Here is a 16,276-nt window from a genome sequence, read left to right on the forward strand (position 1 = left end):
ACGCTGATTAACGCAGATGCAACCTTAAATCAGCGTTAATCTGCGTTAATCAGCGTCTTGAAAATTACTGGAAAATATAACCGTGTCAGATTATATATGTTGCAATATTGTATGGTTGACTCGACACTAGCATTCATTTAGGATTTAAGTAAGATCGTGATAAATTTATTTGTCTGGAGACCAATCAAACCCAGGAAAGAACTGGAGTAGATATTCAGGGCACTGAATATCAAAAAAAAGAAAACCGCCCCTTAACAGGAGCAGCATGATCCACACTGTGGCGCATTGAGATCTTTTATTATGAACCCTTTTCCTGATTCATTGTCTATAAAATCTATCAGTACACCGTCCAGTGATTCCTGGATACTGGATGCTATAAGTATCCTGACACCATTGCTGGTAATTTCAACATCTTCCTCTTTCTTGGTCTCATCCAGTGACATTCCATAACTGGTACCACTGCAACCCATACCTGCCACGAAAATACGCAGTGCATGGTCCTGCTTGTTCTCCTGTTCCAGGAGATTCTTCAGTTCTTCTGCTGCTAAATCTGTTATATCTACCATTGTATCACTTTTGCTTATTCATTACTTGGAATTTCACAATTATTACAATATATGATTTGTTCGAAACCATACGAACTAAATTAGTACTTCATTCAATAAATACCTATTGTCCATTCTTTGAACAGTCATATTATTTCAACATTTTGATTTCATCTTGTCAAAAGAACTTAGAGGCAAGGGTTGGGGCAACCTGGCATAACTCCGCATAGCTGCAGTAATCACAAGGCGCGTCATCCGGGCGGTGGGGTAGCCTGCCATCCACAATCTTCCTGATCCTGCCCGCAAGTACCAGTACCTTCCTTCTGTCGGACCGTTTGATGTTTGTATTGCGTACAATACCATATCGGGCATATTCCACAGTTCCAGAACTCACAACACAGTTATATTCTTCCTCCATCAGGATGGAAAGGGCAGTGAGCCTTATCCTGTCATTTTTCCATATACCTGATTCAGGGGCACGACCAGTACGGATAATTGACAGGCCAGGCACATCATCCACCATAAGCAACCGGTCAGGACTTCCGGACAGGCCAAACTTCTTTGAATATAACACCGGCTCAGTATCATGGGAAGTAAGCAACTCAACCAGCCTGTTACTACCCAACCTTTCAACTGATTCCAGAATTCCGCACTTGATCCCTTCCAGGTGCGACCTTACAGCCTCGACGGCTTCAAAAAGCATTTCTTCATCAATGTCCCTTAGCTCCTCCCTGTAAATGGCAGTAAGCTGGTGTGCTGCAACGTCAAGGAGTTCCTGTAGTGTAGCATCCATGTCCCCTGATCGCACCACATCTACATAGGACCGGGCCATTTCCCTGATCAATAGTGACTCTATATAAGCAGAAGTGACGGGATTTGCGGGTCTGGATTCCTTATAAGTATAATAGACCTGTCTGGGACATTTGAGATAATTGCTGATGTCAGATACTCTTATGTGATCTTCCATATTCCTACCTTTTGTGAAGTAACAAGTAAAACACTGAAAGTTTTTTCATTATATTTTAGCATTGTGGTTCATTATGCAAAACCATTATATTTAATAAGTATCAGAATATACTCCCTATAGTAACACTTTTTCCAAAAATAGTATTACTGTTATAATATTTAGCTTAACTGAGATGAAATTCATGACAGAAAAAATTGGAATACTGGCACTTGGTCACGGAAGCAGACTACCGTACAATAAAAATGTAATATCCGGGGTTGCTGACCTTATTGCAGAGAAATATGAAAATACAGTGGTCAGGATAGGATTTATGAACATGGACGATCCCAACATGGATGAGGGATTAAACGCCTTTAAAGGTACGGGAGTGAGCACCATAGTGGCCGTTCCCATATTTTTAGCACACGGCGTGCATACCACAGAGGATATCCCCCGGATACTGGGTATCAGCAAGGAGAACCACAGTACGACGATCCAGCTTAACGGCAATGATGTGGCCCTGGTCTATGCCGAGCCCCTGGGTGCAGACCGACTGATAGCTGACCTGGCATATAAGAGAGCACTGGAAGCACTGGAATAAAAATCGCATATGCTATTCGAAAATAAAGATGTGGCTGTCATAGACCTGACCCATGGCGGCATTCCCCTGGCACAACACATCGCCAAACAGGCGCAAAGCGTTACCGGTATTGACATATATGGTACCGTGGGCGGTGATATACTGTCAGGGCTTGAAAAGGACGGCATAAAGACCGCTGATAAGATAAACACTGATATCGACCTGATAGTTGCACCGGTACACCTGGACCCTGCCCTCATGCCGTACAGTGGCGACTGTACCGTTATCACTCATCACAGGGCAGTGGGCGAACTTATACCAGGTACCCCGGACGGGAGCCTGGAGAAGAGAATTATAGAAATAACAGGCACGGGCGCCAAGACAAGTACTGCCACACTACTGGCTGATATGGCATCCCGCAGCATGTCGGTCCTGTCCCATACCACCCGCGGAGTGGAGTACTGGCAAAAAGGTGTACCCATAAAGGTACATCACGGCCTCAGCATCGCACCGGGCAGCATCCTTGAGGCACTTCAACATGCCGCTGACATAAATCCCGACCTGTACATATTCGAAGTATCCCTTGGCGGTACCGGAGCAGCTGAATTAGGTATCATCACCAGCCTGGATAACGAGTACACCATAGCCGGCGGCAGCAGCACATCCACCAGGGCCAAGATGCAGATGGTAGACTACGCAAAACACGGCAGCACGCTGCTTGTAAACGCATCTGTCGGGCAGATAGATCCACCTGATGATGTGAAAATTATCACCTTCAGTGATACACCAGGGAAGGGGAACGTGTATATGAACGATTTGCACACTGGAATCCGGACCATCAATTGCGAATCCCTGGATTGTGGAACCATCAGGTTCATGCCAGGTTCTGGTTATGACCCATCGTCTTATTCCACAGCTATGGTCTGTGCGGCCGCTGCCGCCTGTATACTGGATTTGGGGTTATGGAATATCGAGTCTACACTGCTCGATTTCCAGGGAGTGCATGGCAGGATGAGGCAGGTGGAGTGGGCAGGCCGGAAAATGGTGGATAACTCTAATTCCGGCATGAACATCAACTCAGTGGGGCATGCACTGGAATATGCCAGGAATATTGCAAAAACCGGAAATAAGCTTGTACTTGCACTTGGCGAAGAGGCAAAGCAGGTATGCGAAGGGCTTGACCCTGGAGATGTCAGTACCTTTACCATTGAACACGGCAGTGATGTGGATGATATTATCCTGGTAGGCGAGAGAATGGAAGGTATAAGCGGGAATAACATCCACCATGCAGACAGCCTCGGTCGCGCAATCGAGATGGCAGAGTCGCTGACAAAAGAAAATGATATTATAATTTCATGTATAAAATGTTTCAGATAAACAGGAGGATAATAAAATAATGAGTCCGGTACCCAAACCCCTTGAACCCTTGATCATGCACCCAAGACCCAGTTCCATTGTGGCAGCACTGTATACCCTGCGCGACCTTGACGTGGACGTAGTGATCCTGCACGGCCCGGCAGGGTGTAGTTTCAAACATGCCAGGCTCCTTGAAGAGGACGGCCTGCGTGTGGTCACCACTGCACTGGACGAGTCCGGTTTCGTGTTCGGCGGCCATGATGAACTGGTAAATATACTCAATAAGGTTATCGAGATGTTCGACCCGGAAAGTATAGGCATCGTAGGCACCTGCGCCAGTATGATCATAGGCGAGGAACTGCATGAAGCAGTTCTGGAAGTAAACCCTGATGTCCCTGTGATAGAAGTGGAAGTGCATGCCGGGTACCGTGAGAATACCAAAGGCGTGATCATTGCACTGGAATCAGCACTGGCCGCAGGGATTCTCAGCGAGGAAGAGTTCGAACGGCAGAAGGTACTCTTAAATGAGGCCACTGAAGTAGAGAAACGCCACGGAGCAGCCAGTAAAGAATATCTGGAACCCAGCCGCGGCGATACCAAATATACTGTGGCAAAGCGCATCATACAATTATTAAAGGAGGGTAAGAAGTGCATCAACATCCTGAATGCCAAGAAGGAGACCGGGTACATGTTCGCAGATATCAACGCAGCAGTGAACCAGGTGGCAAAGGACCTGGGCTCTGATTCAGTGATAGTCAATATGGCCAACCTGGATGAGAACCTTGGACTGGACAGGGTCAGGGGTCATGCCCGTAACATTGCCCGTGACTTAAAAGGCATGGGTGTGGAAGTACATGAGATCATTGGAGGGCTTGACGAATATCCGGTAACAGGGAAAACTGTCAGCAAGCTGATTGCCGAAAAATATCCTGGATTTGATTTTGCCGTGATAACGGGCGTGCCCCATGCCATACCCATGGATAACCTGGAGGGTATGGAGATTATTTCTGTGACCAACGGGCCCAGGCAGGTACTGCCCCTCAAGGAAATGGGGCATGACCATGTGATGGTGGAGATAGACCTGCACCCCAAGACCCTGGGTGTCAGCAATATCGTAGAGTCCGAGTTCGGGGCTACCCTGCGTGAACTGGCACGGGAGGAAATGCAGTGAAACAGATTGCCATCTACGGTAAAGGCGGTATCGGAAAGAGCAGTACAGCGTCCAATGTGGCTGCGGCGTGCGCAGATGAGGGATATAGTGTCACTATCATAGGCTGCGATCCAAAGAGCGACTCGTCCATCACACTGCTTGGGGGACATCGCATCCCCACTGTCATGGAACTGATGCAGCAGCGTGTTGAGATCACTGAGAAAGATGTGGTATTTGAGGGGTACAAAGGTGTCAAGTGTGTGGAAGTGGGCGGTCCGGAGCCAGGTATCGGCTGTGCAGGCAGGGGCATAATCGTGGCTATCAAGACGCTGCAGAAGATTTCCACTGTCATGCAGGACTGTGACCTGATCATCTATGACGTGCCCGGGGATATCGTGTGCGGCGGGTTTGCGGCACCGATTCGTAAGGGGCTGGTAAATGATACATATGTGCTTACTTCCGGCGAATACATGCCGCTGTATGCAGCCAATAATATCTGCAAGGGCTTTGCCAGGTTGGGCAACCAGTTGAACGGTGTGATCTGCAACAGCCGCAATGCAGAGAACGAGGAGGCTATTGTGAGTGCCTTTGCAAGGGAACTGGGCAGTGATTTACTGGCATTTATACCAAAGGACCCTATTGTCCAGACTTGTGAGCGGGCAGGGTTCTCTGTTATCGAAAAGGAGCCGGAAAGTGATATCGCTAAAGTATATCGCAAACTTGCCCGTACCATCATGGAGCGCGATTCGGCATGTGTCCCCGAACCAGTGACAGATGCCAGGCTGCGGGAGTTGACTGGTTAATGTTCATACTTCTATGGAATATTAAATGATCATCGATTTTCGTCAGCCGTTCATATTCCACAAAGAATCTACCATTTTTGTATCAAAACACATCGAGCAGTAATGTTTTTTAAGGGAATATAGCTTTAGAATATGTTCCATTCATGGAACATTAAAATCTTGATATCCAACTATAGATCAACGTGTTAGATATATCTCCTTCAAATTAAATGGTAATTTCTCATAGTGCTTGGAATTTTGAGACATAAACACTTGACGAAGATGGGTGTTAATGGAAATAGTATACGGGATTGGAATAATGATAAGAACTCATGTTACTATCGCCCATTTTAACGAATTTCGTAAGAGAATTATATCTACCATAAAACCAGTTGATACGATATGAGTCTATTGATAGATTTGCGTAAAAGATCACGGAGATCTAGTAAAATGGAGGCAATAATCGAATAAAAGAATGGTGCAATGCTGTCTTTTTTTCAACTCCTGCAAGACTTATAAAGGCAGTTCAATGAAACATGATAGGATTTATTTAAGTTTCAAGAGGTATACGATAATGAAGATAATTAATACAAGAACAGCACCCGTATCTCCAAACCCACATGGTGTTCATGCATCAATGATCCATGATACTGAGCATGTGCAGGCGGTACATATCACATTACAGCCAAAAGAAGAGTTAAAACTCCACGCAACTCCGGTTGACGTCTTTTTTTATATACTCGAAGGACGTGGTATTGTTGAGATCAGAGGCGAGCGAGAAGAGGTTACAGCAGATAGATTCATAGAGAGCCCGGCGCTGGTTCCGCACCGTCTGCTTAATGAAAGCGATTCGATATTCCGGTTTCTGGTTGTGAAAACACCAAGACCAACGGATAAGACGCGTTTGCTGTGAAATAATTGAAACGACAGCAAAAAAAATCATAGTAAATAAAAAAAGAGTGGAATAAATAAATGAAGATCAGAATAAAAACAATTTCAGACAATACCCAAGGATCTGCCAGGGTCTTGGTTGGTCTATTATTCTGTCTGCTGATCGCATCAACAGTATCAACTGCTGCTGCTGCGGGGATGCATAACACTATTCAGGAATATGATGGCGCTGGAACATGTATAGTATGTCATCAGCAAGCTGGTGAGGATTTTGTAACTTCGATCCATAACACATGGCTTGGTACAGCTGAATATATTGATGGAAAAAATGGCACCCAGACAGGTAAACTCATTGGTGTGAACGATTTCTGTATAGGTGTGAAATCAAATGAAGCCTTATGTGGTAATTGCCATGCCGGATATGGATTACTTGAAAATGATTTTTCAATTGAGAAGATTGATTGCTTAATCTGCCATGCACCTGATTACAAGAAGACAGCTTCAGGTCCTGATCCGTCTATCAATGCAACCGAAGCTGCAAGGAATGTCGGACAGCCAACCCCGGAGATGTGTCTGCGCTGTCATGCAACAGCAGGCGGTGGAGATAATAACAAACGTGGTGATCTTGAGCTTGCAATGGGTGCGCTTAATATTTCAGAAGACCTTGATGTCCATATGAGCGCTGGCATGACATGCCAGGACTGTCATACCTTTGTTGATCATCATGTATCAGGAAGAGGCATGGACCTAAGGGTCGATGATACTGATGTTGTGGTCTCATGTGATAATGAGGGATGTCATGATCCTATGCCGCATGCAAATGGCTCAACATATAACGAGCATACAGACAGGATATACTGTACAACCTGCCACATCACAGCATACGGCAAGGTGCATACTGTTGAGATGTCACGTGACTGGGAACACCGAACCCCAAATGACGATAATTTGTTGGGAATAACGATGTATGTCCCTACCTATGTGCGTGAGAGCAATCCTGCACCGATCCAGGTCTGGTGGAACAGAAGGTCTGAGATAATAGATCTCGCAGATCCGGTTGTATTTAACTCAGATGGAATTTTGGTTATGGCAAAGCCATCTGGTGGAATAGATGATCCCGCTTCAAAGATTTATGCAAGCCGGCTACATTTGGGCAGACAGCCATGGGATGGCACGTACTTGTTGCCATTCGTGACAATGACTGTACTTATGCAAGATAATATGACCCAGGCACTCTTTGAGTCAACAGGGAAGATATATGACCCGATCCAGTACGTAGATACACACCGGTATATGGGAATCTTCCATGGGGTTTCACCCAAGGAAGATGCGCTTATATGCGATGACTGCCACGTGGATCACAAGATCGACTTTGAGGCACTGGGATACGAGGTAGAGAAAGACGCATCCGGAAACCTGATCAGTGCAACAAAGCCGGGTGAAAGCCTGAATCTTGCCGATCTATCATCAGACGATACTCAAAAAGAGGACACTGAGACTGAAAGTACATCTACACCCGGATTTGGGGTTGTATCTGCACTATGTGGGTTTTTGGCCATTGTATGTCTGCAATTGAGGCGTAAATAAACAATAGATCGTGAAATGTGAATGGGTATTCCCATTCACGTTTTCATAATAAGTGTTCACGTATAGGAAATGATAAACGCATTTCGATGTCGATATGGGTAATTTTCTTAGTTTGAATCAAATCTTTTGACAGGATTTACAGAATTTACAGGATTGGATCGTATCCAGTCAATCCTGTTTATCCTGTCCGAAATTTCCATTTTCTTGTGGTATACAAAGTATAATATTCTCCTTAAATCTTGATGTGTCAATGGCTGTGTGAAAATCCCCAATTATGGGGGTTTAAAATTCCCCACACAATAATAACAGCCTGGTCTCCCACCTGTGCCGATGACCGTAACAGGAGCAACACACTCTTAAGCACATCCGGCTCATCTTCATGTTTGTTGGTCGCCGGGAACCTCAATAGCTGGTTGACCAGGCGCGGATAGGCAATCTTCTTGCCGTTTCTGAACTTGATCACGGTCAGGTGTTGTTCTGGTACTTGTTTTTCAGGTTGACCGCCGGACCCATTCATCTATTTCAACCTGGGGAGTTTTATTCCCTTCTTTGGCCTGTAGCCCGATACTATGGACTGGCCCGGCTTTGCCAGTGGTATAAAGACGTGGGGCGAGACCATGCTCAGTTTGGCGTATTTCTAGAACGGCTTGTCGTGTTGGATTCTGTATTCGTCGTACAGGATGGGGGTACCGGACTGGGTTCTGGGTGTTAGGCCTTCCACCACGCCTGAGCCTGCCAATGAGATGTTCAGGAGGCGCTGGACGTCTGCGTCTGTGACTGATTCGGAGGATTTGTGCTGGACTGGTGTATCTTCACCTGGCATGTGGTTCACTTCCAGGTGGATGTTTTTGTTTTTCTGGGGTTTAAAGGAGGGTTAGGTAATGGAGACCTCGGACGAAGTGTAGCGAAATCCGAGTGTCGTCATTGCGGATGATGGGAGTTGTGTGCATCCTCAGAATATCTTGAAACCCGCATAACAATCGTGGCACTAAAAATGGGGCACAAATGCACCTTTTAACCCGCAACTCTGCCTCTTTTAATATTTTAGCTGTATACTTTTTTTCGAAATTCAAATTTTAAAATGTGAATCGTTTTTTGTTCTTTATCTATGTAATAGATTACCCTGTACTTTCCAAATCTGATTCTGTAAGTGTCTTCAGTTCCTTCAATTTTCTTTAAGTCGAACTCTTTCTATGGATATGGATTTATCCTCAGCGCATCTATTAATTCGGCAAACTTCTCAAGATGGTTTTTGGGTAAATTTTTGGTGCTTTTGGCGAGTTTCTTATGGATGAGCACTTCATAAGAAGTCACAGCGACAGCTCCTTTTTTAGTTCATCCCATCTAACGTGTTCTCCCTTCAAAGATTCTTTCTTAAACTGCTCTATCTCTTCAAGTTCTTCTTTAGAAACTTCTTCCTTAGGTATAATCAGATCCTCGATTGTATCGAGTTTTCTCTTTACTTCTACTATCTCTTTATAAACTGTTACTAGCGAGACTTCAGTCATAATGGATAATTATACCTTCAATCTTTAAATTAGTTTTTCTTGCCATATCAGTTCTATATATGTTATAACACACACATTCATCTCTGAACCTGATATTATTATATCAGATTAAAAGCATAATAATCCAAATATCATAACACGGAGGATACCCCTAATTGACCAGACCACCCAGACTTGTAGCATGGGAACTGACCAGGGCCTGCAACCTGGCATGCAGGCACTGCCGGGCCGATGCCATCCCGGAACCCAGTCCAGATGAACTCACCACCACTGAAGCAAAGGATTTCATAGACCAGTTAGCAGAATTCGGTAAACCCATCCTCATCATGACAGGCGGGGAACCACTGCTGCGGGATGACTTTTATGAGATTGCCCAGTACGGGACCGATAAAGGTTTAAGAGTAGTACTTGCCACCAACGGCACTTTTATGACACCACAAATCGCCAGCCGCTGTAAGGATGTCGGTATTCAGCGGATAAGTGTCAGTATCGATGGCTCTGATGCAAAAACCCATGATGATTTCAGGTGCGAGCAGGGCTCATTCGACGCAGCTCTTGTCGGTATTCAGCACATAAAGGACGCAGGTATAGGCTTTCAGATAAACACAACCATAACAAAGAGGAACATAGAACAAATACCCCTTATCCTCGACCTTGCGATAAAACTGGATGCCCAGGCCCTGCACATCTTCATGCTGGTCCCGACAGGCAGGGGCAAGGAAATAGAGGAAGATGAAATACCGCCCGAGGAGTACGAGCGGGTCCTGAACTGGTTCTACGACCAGCGGGAGAAGGTGCCTTTGCAGTTGAAAGCCACATGCGCACCCCACTATTTCAGGATAATGCGCCAGCGGGCAAAGGAAGAAGGTATCAAAATAACAATGGAGACCCACGGCTTTGAGGCCATGACCAAAGGGTGCCTGGGCGGCAGCGGGTTTTGTTTTGTGTCCCATATTGGCGAGGTGTATCCCTGCGGATTCCTGCCCGCACTGGCAGGGGATATCCGTAAGCAGAGATTCAAGGACGTGTGGGAGCAGTCAAAGGTGTTCAACGATATCAGGGATGTCAACAAGCTGAAAGGCAAGTGCGGCATATGCGAGTACAGGAGGGTGTGCAGCGGATGCCGTGCCCGGGCATATGCGGCAACAGGTGATTATATGGCTGAAGAGCCGTACTGTGTGTACGAACCTGCCGGGGGCAAGGCTGTATGATAGAGCTGGATGAGCTGGATAAAGCTATCCTGAACAATATCCAGGTGGATTTCCCCTTAGTTAAACGTCCGTTCGCCGAACTGGCCTATAAACTGGGTTCCGGCGAAGATGAGATCATACAGAGGATCGAGCGTCTTACAAGTGAGGGTGCCATACGCAGGATAGGCCCTATCCTGAATATTAAGAAGGCAGGAGGCGAGAGCACCCTGGCCGCTGTGAAGGTACCAGAAGAGCGCATAGATGAAGTGGCAGAGATTATCAACGGGTATGATGAGGTGTCACACAACTACCTGCGTCCTGCCGAGTATAATATCTGGTTCACTGTGTCTGCACCCAATAAGCAGAGGCTTGGAGAGATACTGGACGAAGTACGGGAGCAAACAGGGTGTCCATTGATAGACCTGCCAACACAGAGGCTTTTCAAGATAGGCGTTAAGTTTGATGTGAAGTAAAAGATCAAAGTGTTATCTTTTGGTTGAGAAAAGGAATAAAACATGTGGTGATGGCATGAAGTACTATTCTGGTGATGAAATTTGGGAACTGGGATTTGCCATCAACGGAATTTTGCTTGATCGTAATAACTATACCCTGCAGCTCTGCTGCGGTTGGGTGTCCCGTCTCAACTTTTGATTGGCCTGGTGTCACAACCAAGACGACAAATAACTTTTAATATATTTCAGTACATATTGTATATGAAAGGTCAGGCCAATTGCAGGAAGGGGTACTGGCCAGATCGGGGGTAATGATCATGAGATCATATTCAGAAAAAGAAATGAAGGATCTGAGGTGTAACTTCGAGAAAATAGTGCTTAGCTGGTCCCATGTCACTCAAAAGAATACCTTTGGATGCCCCAGTTACCAGGCCAATGGAAAGACCTTTGCCATTCTCGTGACAAAAGGCGTACTGATCACTAAAATAGACACGGCTGTTAAGGATACTCTGCCTGACCAGCACCAGGATGGTGCAGTACATACCGCTAAGAGAAATATAGAACACTGGGTCAGGGTCCCGATCAATGATGAGGCCGAGATAGAGAAAATAATGCCAATTGTCAAGAAAAGCAGTGAGATAGTACTGCAGGAAGAATAAAAATCAGTTAAAAACATTATTCTTTTAAATTAAATTAATTTATCGTTATCTACAGACAGTGGTCTCAAAAATCAAATACGTCTCTTCATGCTGTCACGCTTTAATTATAACATTTGTTTCAATCAATAATCTTTTAGTATGCCAGGCGAGTTAATACGATTAATGACATACCGTCAAGACTAATACTGGTAGTTGCCAGTGATTATCGAGTATAGTTGCAATCAATCTGCTGCTTGTAATAGGACTGGTCGTTGCAAATGGTGTATGTATTCGATTATTTTATATATTAGTATTTTACAAGTAAATATAAGTACTTATTAAATAGTAACGAAAGCTATATAAATAAAAAACTGCTTACTCGTAATATGGAAAAAAACAAACTTCGTCAGGTAATCATTGACCAGCAAAGTCTGTTCATCAAAAAGGAAGACCTGATCGACAGGGACATTGATCTGGAATACTACCTCAAAGGCAATGAGATCATTGTTATTTCAGGAATAAGAAGGTGTGGGAAAAGTTCCCTTTTGAAATTAATATCACAAAAAGTTGAAGGTACCAAAGTTTTCATCAATTTTGATGATATCAGGTTAGTGGACTTCAATCTGGATAATTTCCCGGAAATACAGGATATTGTTTTAGAATTATTTGGAGAAAATGAAAACATAACGTACTTTTTAGATGAAGTTCAAAACATTATCTACTGGGAAAAATGGGTAAACAATCTATATTCCCAGGGAATAAAAGTATTTGTTACCGGTTCAAACTCAAATCTTTTAAGTTCAGAAATTTCTACTTATCTCACCGGAAGAAATAAAGTAATTAAATTATTCCCCTTTTCTTTCAGGGAATATCTCAGACTTAAAGAGATCGAATACCTTAAGCTGGAACACTTAACAAGTTCTCAAAGAACGAAAATATATACGTCTTTTTTAGAGTATTTTAACAATGGAGGTTTTCCCCTTATCCTGAAAAACGATGATATTGAATTGTCCAGACAATATTTTGAAGATATTTTAAATAAGGATATTTTAAATAGATATAAAGTGAGGGAGGTAAAGGAGTTAAAGGACCTGGTTCTTTTTCTTTTCTCTAATATTGGGGGAATATATTCCTATTCAACATTAAAAAAAGTGTGTGGAATTAAAAGCCTGAGTACAATTAAAAATTACATTGATTACTTCCAGAACGTGTTTTTACTATATCAGGTAGGGAGATTTGATTATTCTATTAAAAAACAAAAAGTGTCATCATCTAAAATATATGTGGGTGATAATAGTTTTTTAAAAACAGTTTCTTTTAATTTCTCAGAAAATACAGGTAAACGACTTGAAAATTTAGTATACCTGCAGCTTAAACGGAGATATGATGAAATATATTATCATTTGGATAAAAATGAATGTGATTTTGTCATAAAAGAAAATCTGAAAATAACCCAGGCAATCCAGGTATCGTTAAAACTTGATGATCCGGTCACAAAACAACGGGAAATCGCCGGATTACTGGAAGCAATGAGGAGATATAAATTAAAGGACGGATATATTCTAACATTAGAAAATGAAGAATTATTAGAACCGGATAATAAGAAAATAATAATAAAACCGATCTGGAAGTGGCTGCTTGAGTCTGATAACTCCTAACAGTCTATTCAGGCTGGAAAGGCTCAATACATAGTCAAGAAAATGCTCACTTCGTTCGCATTTTCTAAGCCTGCATGAAAGTATCTATTTTCCTATACGTGAACAAAAAAAGCTCAATATATCGTGACCTGAACATGAACAACCAACCTACCTTCCTGCCAATGTCACTGGATGAAGCAAAAGCCCTTGGATTCCATCAATTCGATATTATCCTGGTGACTGGGGACGCTTATGTGGACCATCCTTCATTTGGTACGGCCCTGGTTGGACGGATGCTGTGGGATGCGGGTTATAAAGTGGGAATCATTGCCCAGCCCGACTGGAAGAGCGATACGGATTTTACGAAACTGGGCCAACCCCGGCTGTTCTTTGGCGTAACATCTGGCAATGTTGATTCCATGGTCAATAACTACACGCCAAATAAGAAAAAACGCCATGATGACGTATATTCCCCAGGTGGCACAGGGGGCTTAAGACCCAACCGCGCCGCCATCGTGTACACTGATAAGCTGCATGCCATTTTTCCTGATATTCCCATAGTGCTGGGAGGCATCGAGGCCAGCCTGCGGCGTTTCGCTCATTATGATCACTGGTCCGATTCGGTACGCCAGTCCATCCTTGCAGATGCACCGGCTGATATACTGGTGTTCGGGATGGGGGAGCGGCAGGTGGTTGAGATTGCCCGCCGGCTTTCTGTGGGTAAGGATACAAACGACCTCAGCAACAATACTGATATCATTAACAATACTGACCTTACCGAGCTTACTGACATCCCAGGAACGGTCATTAAGCTGGAACTGAAAAAATGGCGTGCAATAGGGCATGAGGGATATATTGAACTGCCGTCCTTCACAGAGGTTTCGCAGGACAAGGGACTATATGCCAGGGCTTTCAGGCTCCATTACCAGAATCAGGACCCGGTACGGGGCAGACCTGTTGCCCAACAGCACCCTAAGACCGTGGTCATACAGAACAGACCTGCTATGCCGCTCTCCACAGCCGAGCTTGACCATGTGTATGAACTGCCCTATACAAGGATGGCACATCAGTCCTACAAAGAACCCATACCAGCCCTGGCACCAGTGAAGTTCTCCATCGTGAGCCACAGGGGCTGCTTCGCATCATGCTCCTTTTGCGCATTAACACACCACCAGGGCCGCATCGTGCAGAGCCGGAGTATTGGGTCCATGGTGCATGAAGTTGAACGACTGGTGCAGATGCCTGGTTTCAAAGGTATCGTGCAGGATGTGGGCGGCCCCACTGCCAATATGTACGGCATGACCTGCGGCCGGTGGGAAACAGAGGGTGCATGTGCTGATAAGATATGCACGCACCCGCTGTGCAAGAGCCTTGACACCAGCCATGAGCAGCAGGTGGAACTCCTGCGCCGCCTGCGCAGTATTCCGGGCGTGAGAAAGGTGTTTGTGGGTTCGGGTATACGGTATGACCTGGTTCTGGCCGACCATTCAGGTTATTTTCATGATCTGTGTGAGCACCATGTCAGCGGGCAGCTCAAGGTGGCACCCGAACATGTGAGCGGGCATGTGACTAATATTATGTGCAAGCCTTCAAGGGAAGTGTTCGAGGAATTCGGGAGCAAGTTCAAAGAAGTGAACAAGGAACTGGGGAAAAAGCAGTACATAATACCTTATTTTATGTCCGGCCATCCAGGATGCACGGTTGAGGATATGGTGGAACTTGCCGAGTATATCAGGGACAATGACCTGTACACCGAGCAGGTGCAGGACTTTACGCCTACGCCTATGACGGTTTCCACTTGCATGTATTTTACTGGCATCAATCCCTTTACTATGGAGGTGGTGCATGTGGCAAAGGGTAGGGAGAAGAGGATTCAGCGGGCACTGATGCAGTACAGGGATCAGAGGAATCACGGGCTGGTACTTGAAGGATTGAAGATGGCAGGGCGGGAGGAGTTGATCGGGAATGAGTGGAGGTGTCTGGTGAGGCGGAGGAAGGGGGGGCGGGGAGTTTGATCAGATGGTTTCTGTCTGCCCGTCGATGTTCCCTGCCGCAGCCATCAGCAGGGTACCCGGAACCACCATTGATTCAGCTCCGCCTTACCATCACCACAAGTGCAATCCCCAGCAGCGCACCTGCCACCCCGAATCCAGGCGACCCCTGGGATGGGGGCTGGTCAGTTGACGAGGGGGCAGCGGCGGTGCGGGTGGAAGCGGGTGACATGAAGGCCGGGTGTTGTGCTGGAATAAAACAAATTCACCGCAAAGCACGCGAAGGTCGCAAAGACAATGTTGTATCGGCTTTGCGTTCTTTGCAGTACAGTAGTTCATAAAAATTATATTTTAACAGCCATGGCTACTACCGGCAGCACACAACAACACCCGGGGCCACCATCCACATGCAGTCTTCACACAAACAGCGGGGCTGGCGCGGGGTGCGAACTGGAAAAATGAAACAAGTAGAGGTATTGAAAAGTGAGTAAGCACATAAGGATTTCCATATCTGGAAAATAAGAGACCGTTACAATTCGCTGTGACAAGAAGTTACATCATAAATTGCCTTGTGCTGCCCCTTCCATTTGGGGTAATCCTACTGAGATATGCGTCAGTAGTAATGCTGGGGTGTAAGGCCCTCAGGACAATATGGAGAAATTTGACAGTCTAAATCAAACAATCTGTTAGGATAAAAACACCATGGAGAAACGAAAGTTGAATCATTGTAAGAGTCGTAAAACGGAACAAGCGAAATGGACTGAAACGCTTGCACCAAAAGGTACGGAATCAGACCATAGTGGCTCGGATTACATTATGGGAGATGGACAAATGATTCCCGGCTTAAAGATGGCTCCTAAAGTGTTTGTAATTATTTGTGATGTAGAACTTGGTAAGCCCTATGTGCTCCCGGAGTGTCCGGGTAATGACCTCGCAAGGGGCAATGATGGCGCAGAGGGTAGAGGAATTGGTAAAAAGCGAAAGGCAACTTGTAATAAGTTGTATAAAGGTTCAAGATTTGCC

Annotated in this window: 18 protein-coding genes; 13 read left to right on the forward strand and 5 right to left on the reverse strand. The window is 45.1% G+C overall.

Going from position 1 to position 16,276, the window contains the following annotated elements; genetic code table 11:
* Positions 1-251: 251 nt before the first annotated feature.
* Both HF974_15645 and HF974_15650 read right to left on the reverse strand, forming a co-directional pair.
* The gene (locus HF974_15645; GenBank protein ID MBC2699729.1) at positions 252-566 is read right to left on the reverse strand and encodes an iron-sulfur cluster assembly accessory protein; all 315 of its coding nucleotides are present in this window, start codon (positions 564-566) and stop codon (positions 252-254) included.
* A gap of 157 nt (positions 567-723) precedes the next feature.
* A complete protein-coding gene (locus tag HF974_15650) occupies positions 724-1,512 on the reverse strand; it encodes a Dna2/Cas4 domain-containing protein (GenBank protein ID MBC2699730.1) in 789 nt (262 codons plus the stop codon).
* 181 nt (positions 1,513-1,693) lie between these two features.
* Here HF974_15650 and cfbA point away from each other — a divergent pair, with 181 nt between their 5' ends.
* From cfbA to HF974_15680, 6 genes are all read left to right on the forward strand, one after another.
* A complete protein-coding gene (gene cfbA / locus HF974_15655; protein ID MBC2699731.1) occupies positions 1,694-2,092 on the forward strand; it encodes a sirohydrochlorin nickelochelatase in 399 nt (132 codons plus the stop codon).
* 9 nt (positions 2,093-2,101) lie between these two features.
* Positions 2,102-3,448 (forward strand): coenzyme F430 synthase, encoded by a 1,347-nt coding sequence (cfbE, locus tag HF974_15660; protein ID MBC2699732.1) that lies wholly within the window; start codon positions 2,102-2,104, stop codon positions 3,446-3,448.
* A gap of 19 nt (positions 3,449-3,467) precedes the next feature.
* On the forward strand, positions 3,468-4,598 hold the full coding sequence (gene cfbD / locus HF974_15665) for a Ni-sirohydrochlorin a,c-diamide reductive cyclase catalytic subunit (protein ID MBC2699733.1): 1,131 nt from the start codon (positions 3,468-3,470) through the stop codon (positions 4,596-4,598).
* Positions 4,595-5,380, forward strand: a complete 786-nt coding sequence (cfbC, locus tag HF974_15670) for a Ni-sirohydrochlorin a,c-diamide reductive cyclase ATP-dependent reductase subunit (protein MBC2699734.1) — start codon at positions 4,595-4,597, stop codon at positions 5,378-5,380. Before cfbD ends, cfbC begins: the two co-directional genes overlap by 4 nt.
* Before the next feature lie 553 nt (positions 5,381-5,933).
* Positions 5,934-6,272 carry a cupin domain-containing protein gene (locus HF974_15675; protein MBC2699735.1) on the forward strand — a complete coding sequence of 113 codons (339 nt, stop codon included), beginning with the start codon at positions 5,934-5,936 and terminating at the stop codon, positions 6,270-6,272.
* Positions 6,273-6,331: 59 nt separating this feature from the next.
* A complete protein-coding gene (locus tag HF974_15680) occupies positions 6,332-7,837 on the forward strand; it encodes a PGF-CTERM sorting domain-containing protein (GenBank protein ID MBC2699736.1) in 1,506 nt (501 codons plus the stop codon).
* 247 nt (positions 7,838-8,084) lie between these two features.
* Here the strand turns inward: HF974_15680 and HF974_15685 are convergent, their stop codons facing one another.
* Positions 8,085-8,354, reverse strand: coding sequence for a hypothetical protein (locus HF974_15685; GenBank protein ID MBC2699737.1), 270 nt, complete (start codon positions 8,352-8,354; stop codon positions 8,085-8,087).
* 163 nt (positions 8,355-8,517) lie between these two features.
* On the opposite strand from HF974_15685, the gene HF974_15690 reads away from it, so the two are divergent.
* A complete protein-coding gene (locus HF974_15690) occupies positions 8,518-8,715 on the forward strand; it encodes a hypothetical protein (protein MBC2699738.1) in 198 nt (65 codons plus the stop codon).
* A 166-nt stretch (positions 8,716-8,881) separates the two neighbouring features.
* On the opposite strand, the gene HF974_15695 is transcribed toward HF974_15690, so the two are convergent.
* Together HF974_15695 and HF974_15700 are read right to left on the reverse strand one after the other, a co-directional pair.
* The gene (locus HF974_15695) at positions 8,882-9,007 is read right to left on the reverse strand and encodes a type II toxin-antitoxin system RelE/ParE family toxin (GenBank protein ID MBC2699739.1); all 126 of its coding nucleotides are present in this window, start codon (positions 9,005-9,007) and stop codon (positions 8,882-8,884) included.
* A 140-nt stretch (positions 9,008-9,147) separates the two neighbouring features.
* A complete protein-coding gene (locus tag HF974_15700) occupies positions 9,148-9,345 on the reverse strand; it encodes a hypothetical protein (protein ID MBC2699740.1) in 198 nt (65 codons plus the stop codon).
* 155 nt (positions 9,346-9,500) lie between these two features.
* On the opposite strand from HF974_15700, the gene ahbD reads away from it, so the two are divergent.
* The 6 genes from ahbD to HF974_15730 all read left to right on the forward strand — a co-directional run bounded on the left by ahbD (position 9,501) and on the right by HF974_15730 (position 15,594).
* The gene (ahbD, locus tag HF974_15705) at positions 9,501-10,556 is read left to right on the forward strand and encodes a heme b synthase (GenBank protein MBC2699741.1); all 1,056 of its coding nucleotides are present in this window, start codon (positions 9,501-9,503) and stop codon (positions 10,554-10,556) included.
* Complete coding sequence (locus HF974_15710; protein MBC2699742.1) at positions 10,553-11,008, forward strand: Lrp/AsnC family transcriptional regulator; 456 nt, start codon at positions 10,553-10,555, stop codon at positions 11,006-11,008. The genes ahbD and HF974_15710 overlap by 4 nt, the downstream gene beginning before the upstream one ends.
* Before the next feature lie 296 nt (positions 11,009-11,304).
* Positions 11,305-11,646 carry a hypothetical protein gene (locus HF974_15715; protein MBC2699743.1) on the forward strand — a complete coding sequence of 114 codons (342 nt, stop codon included), beginning with the start codon at positions 11,305-11,307 and terminating at the stop codon, positions 11,644-11,646.
* Between the two features lie 365 nt (positions 11,647-12,011).
* Positions 12,012-13,283, forward strand: coding sequence for an ATP-binding protein (locus tag HF974_15720; protein MBC2699744.1), 1,272 nt, complete (start codon positions 12,012-12,014; stop codon positions 13,281-13,283).
* 134 nt (positions 13,284-13,417) lie between these two features.
* Positions 13,418-15,277: a YgiQ family radical SAM protein gene (locus HF974_15725; GenBank protein MBC2699745.1), complete on the forward strand. Its 1,860-nt coding sequence runs from the start codon at positions 13,418-13,420 to the stop codon at positions 15,275-15,277.
* Complete coding sequence (locus HF974_15730; protein ID MBC2699746.1) at positions 15,274-15,594, forward strand: hypothetical protein; 321 nt, start codon at positions 15,274-15,276, stop codon at positions 15,592-15,594. The genes HF974_15725 and HF974_15730 overlap by 4 nt, the downstream gene beginning before the upstream one ends.
* Positions 15,595-16,276: the final 682 nt, after the last annotated feature.

The sequence above is a fragment of the ANME-2 cluster archaeon genome (assembly GCA_014237145.1).
GTDB lineage: Archaea > Halobacteriota > Methanosarcinia > Methanosarcinales > Methanocomedenaceae > Methanocomedens_A.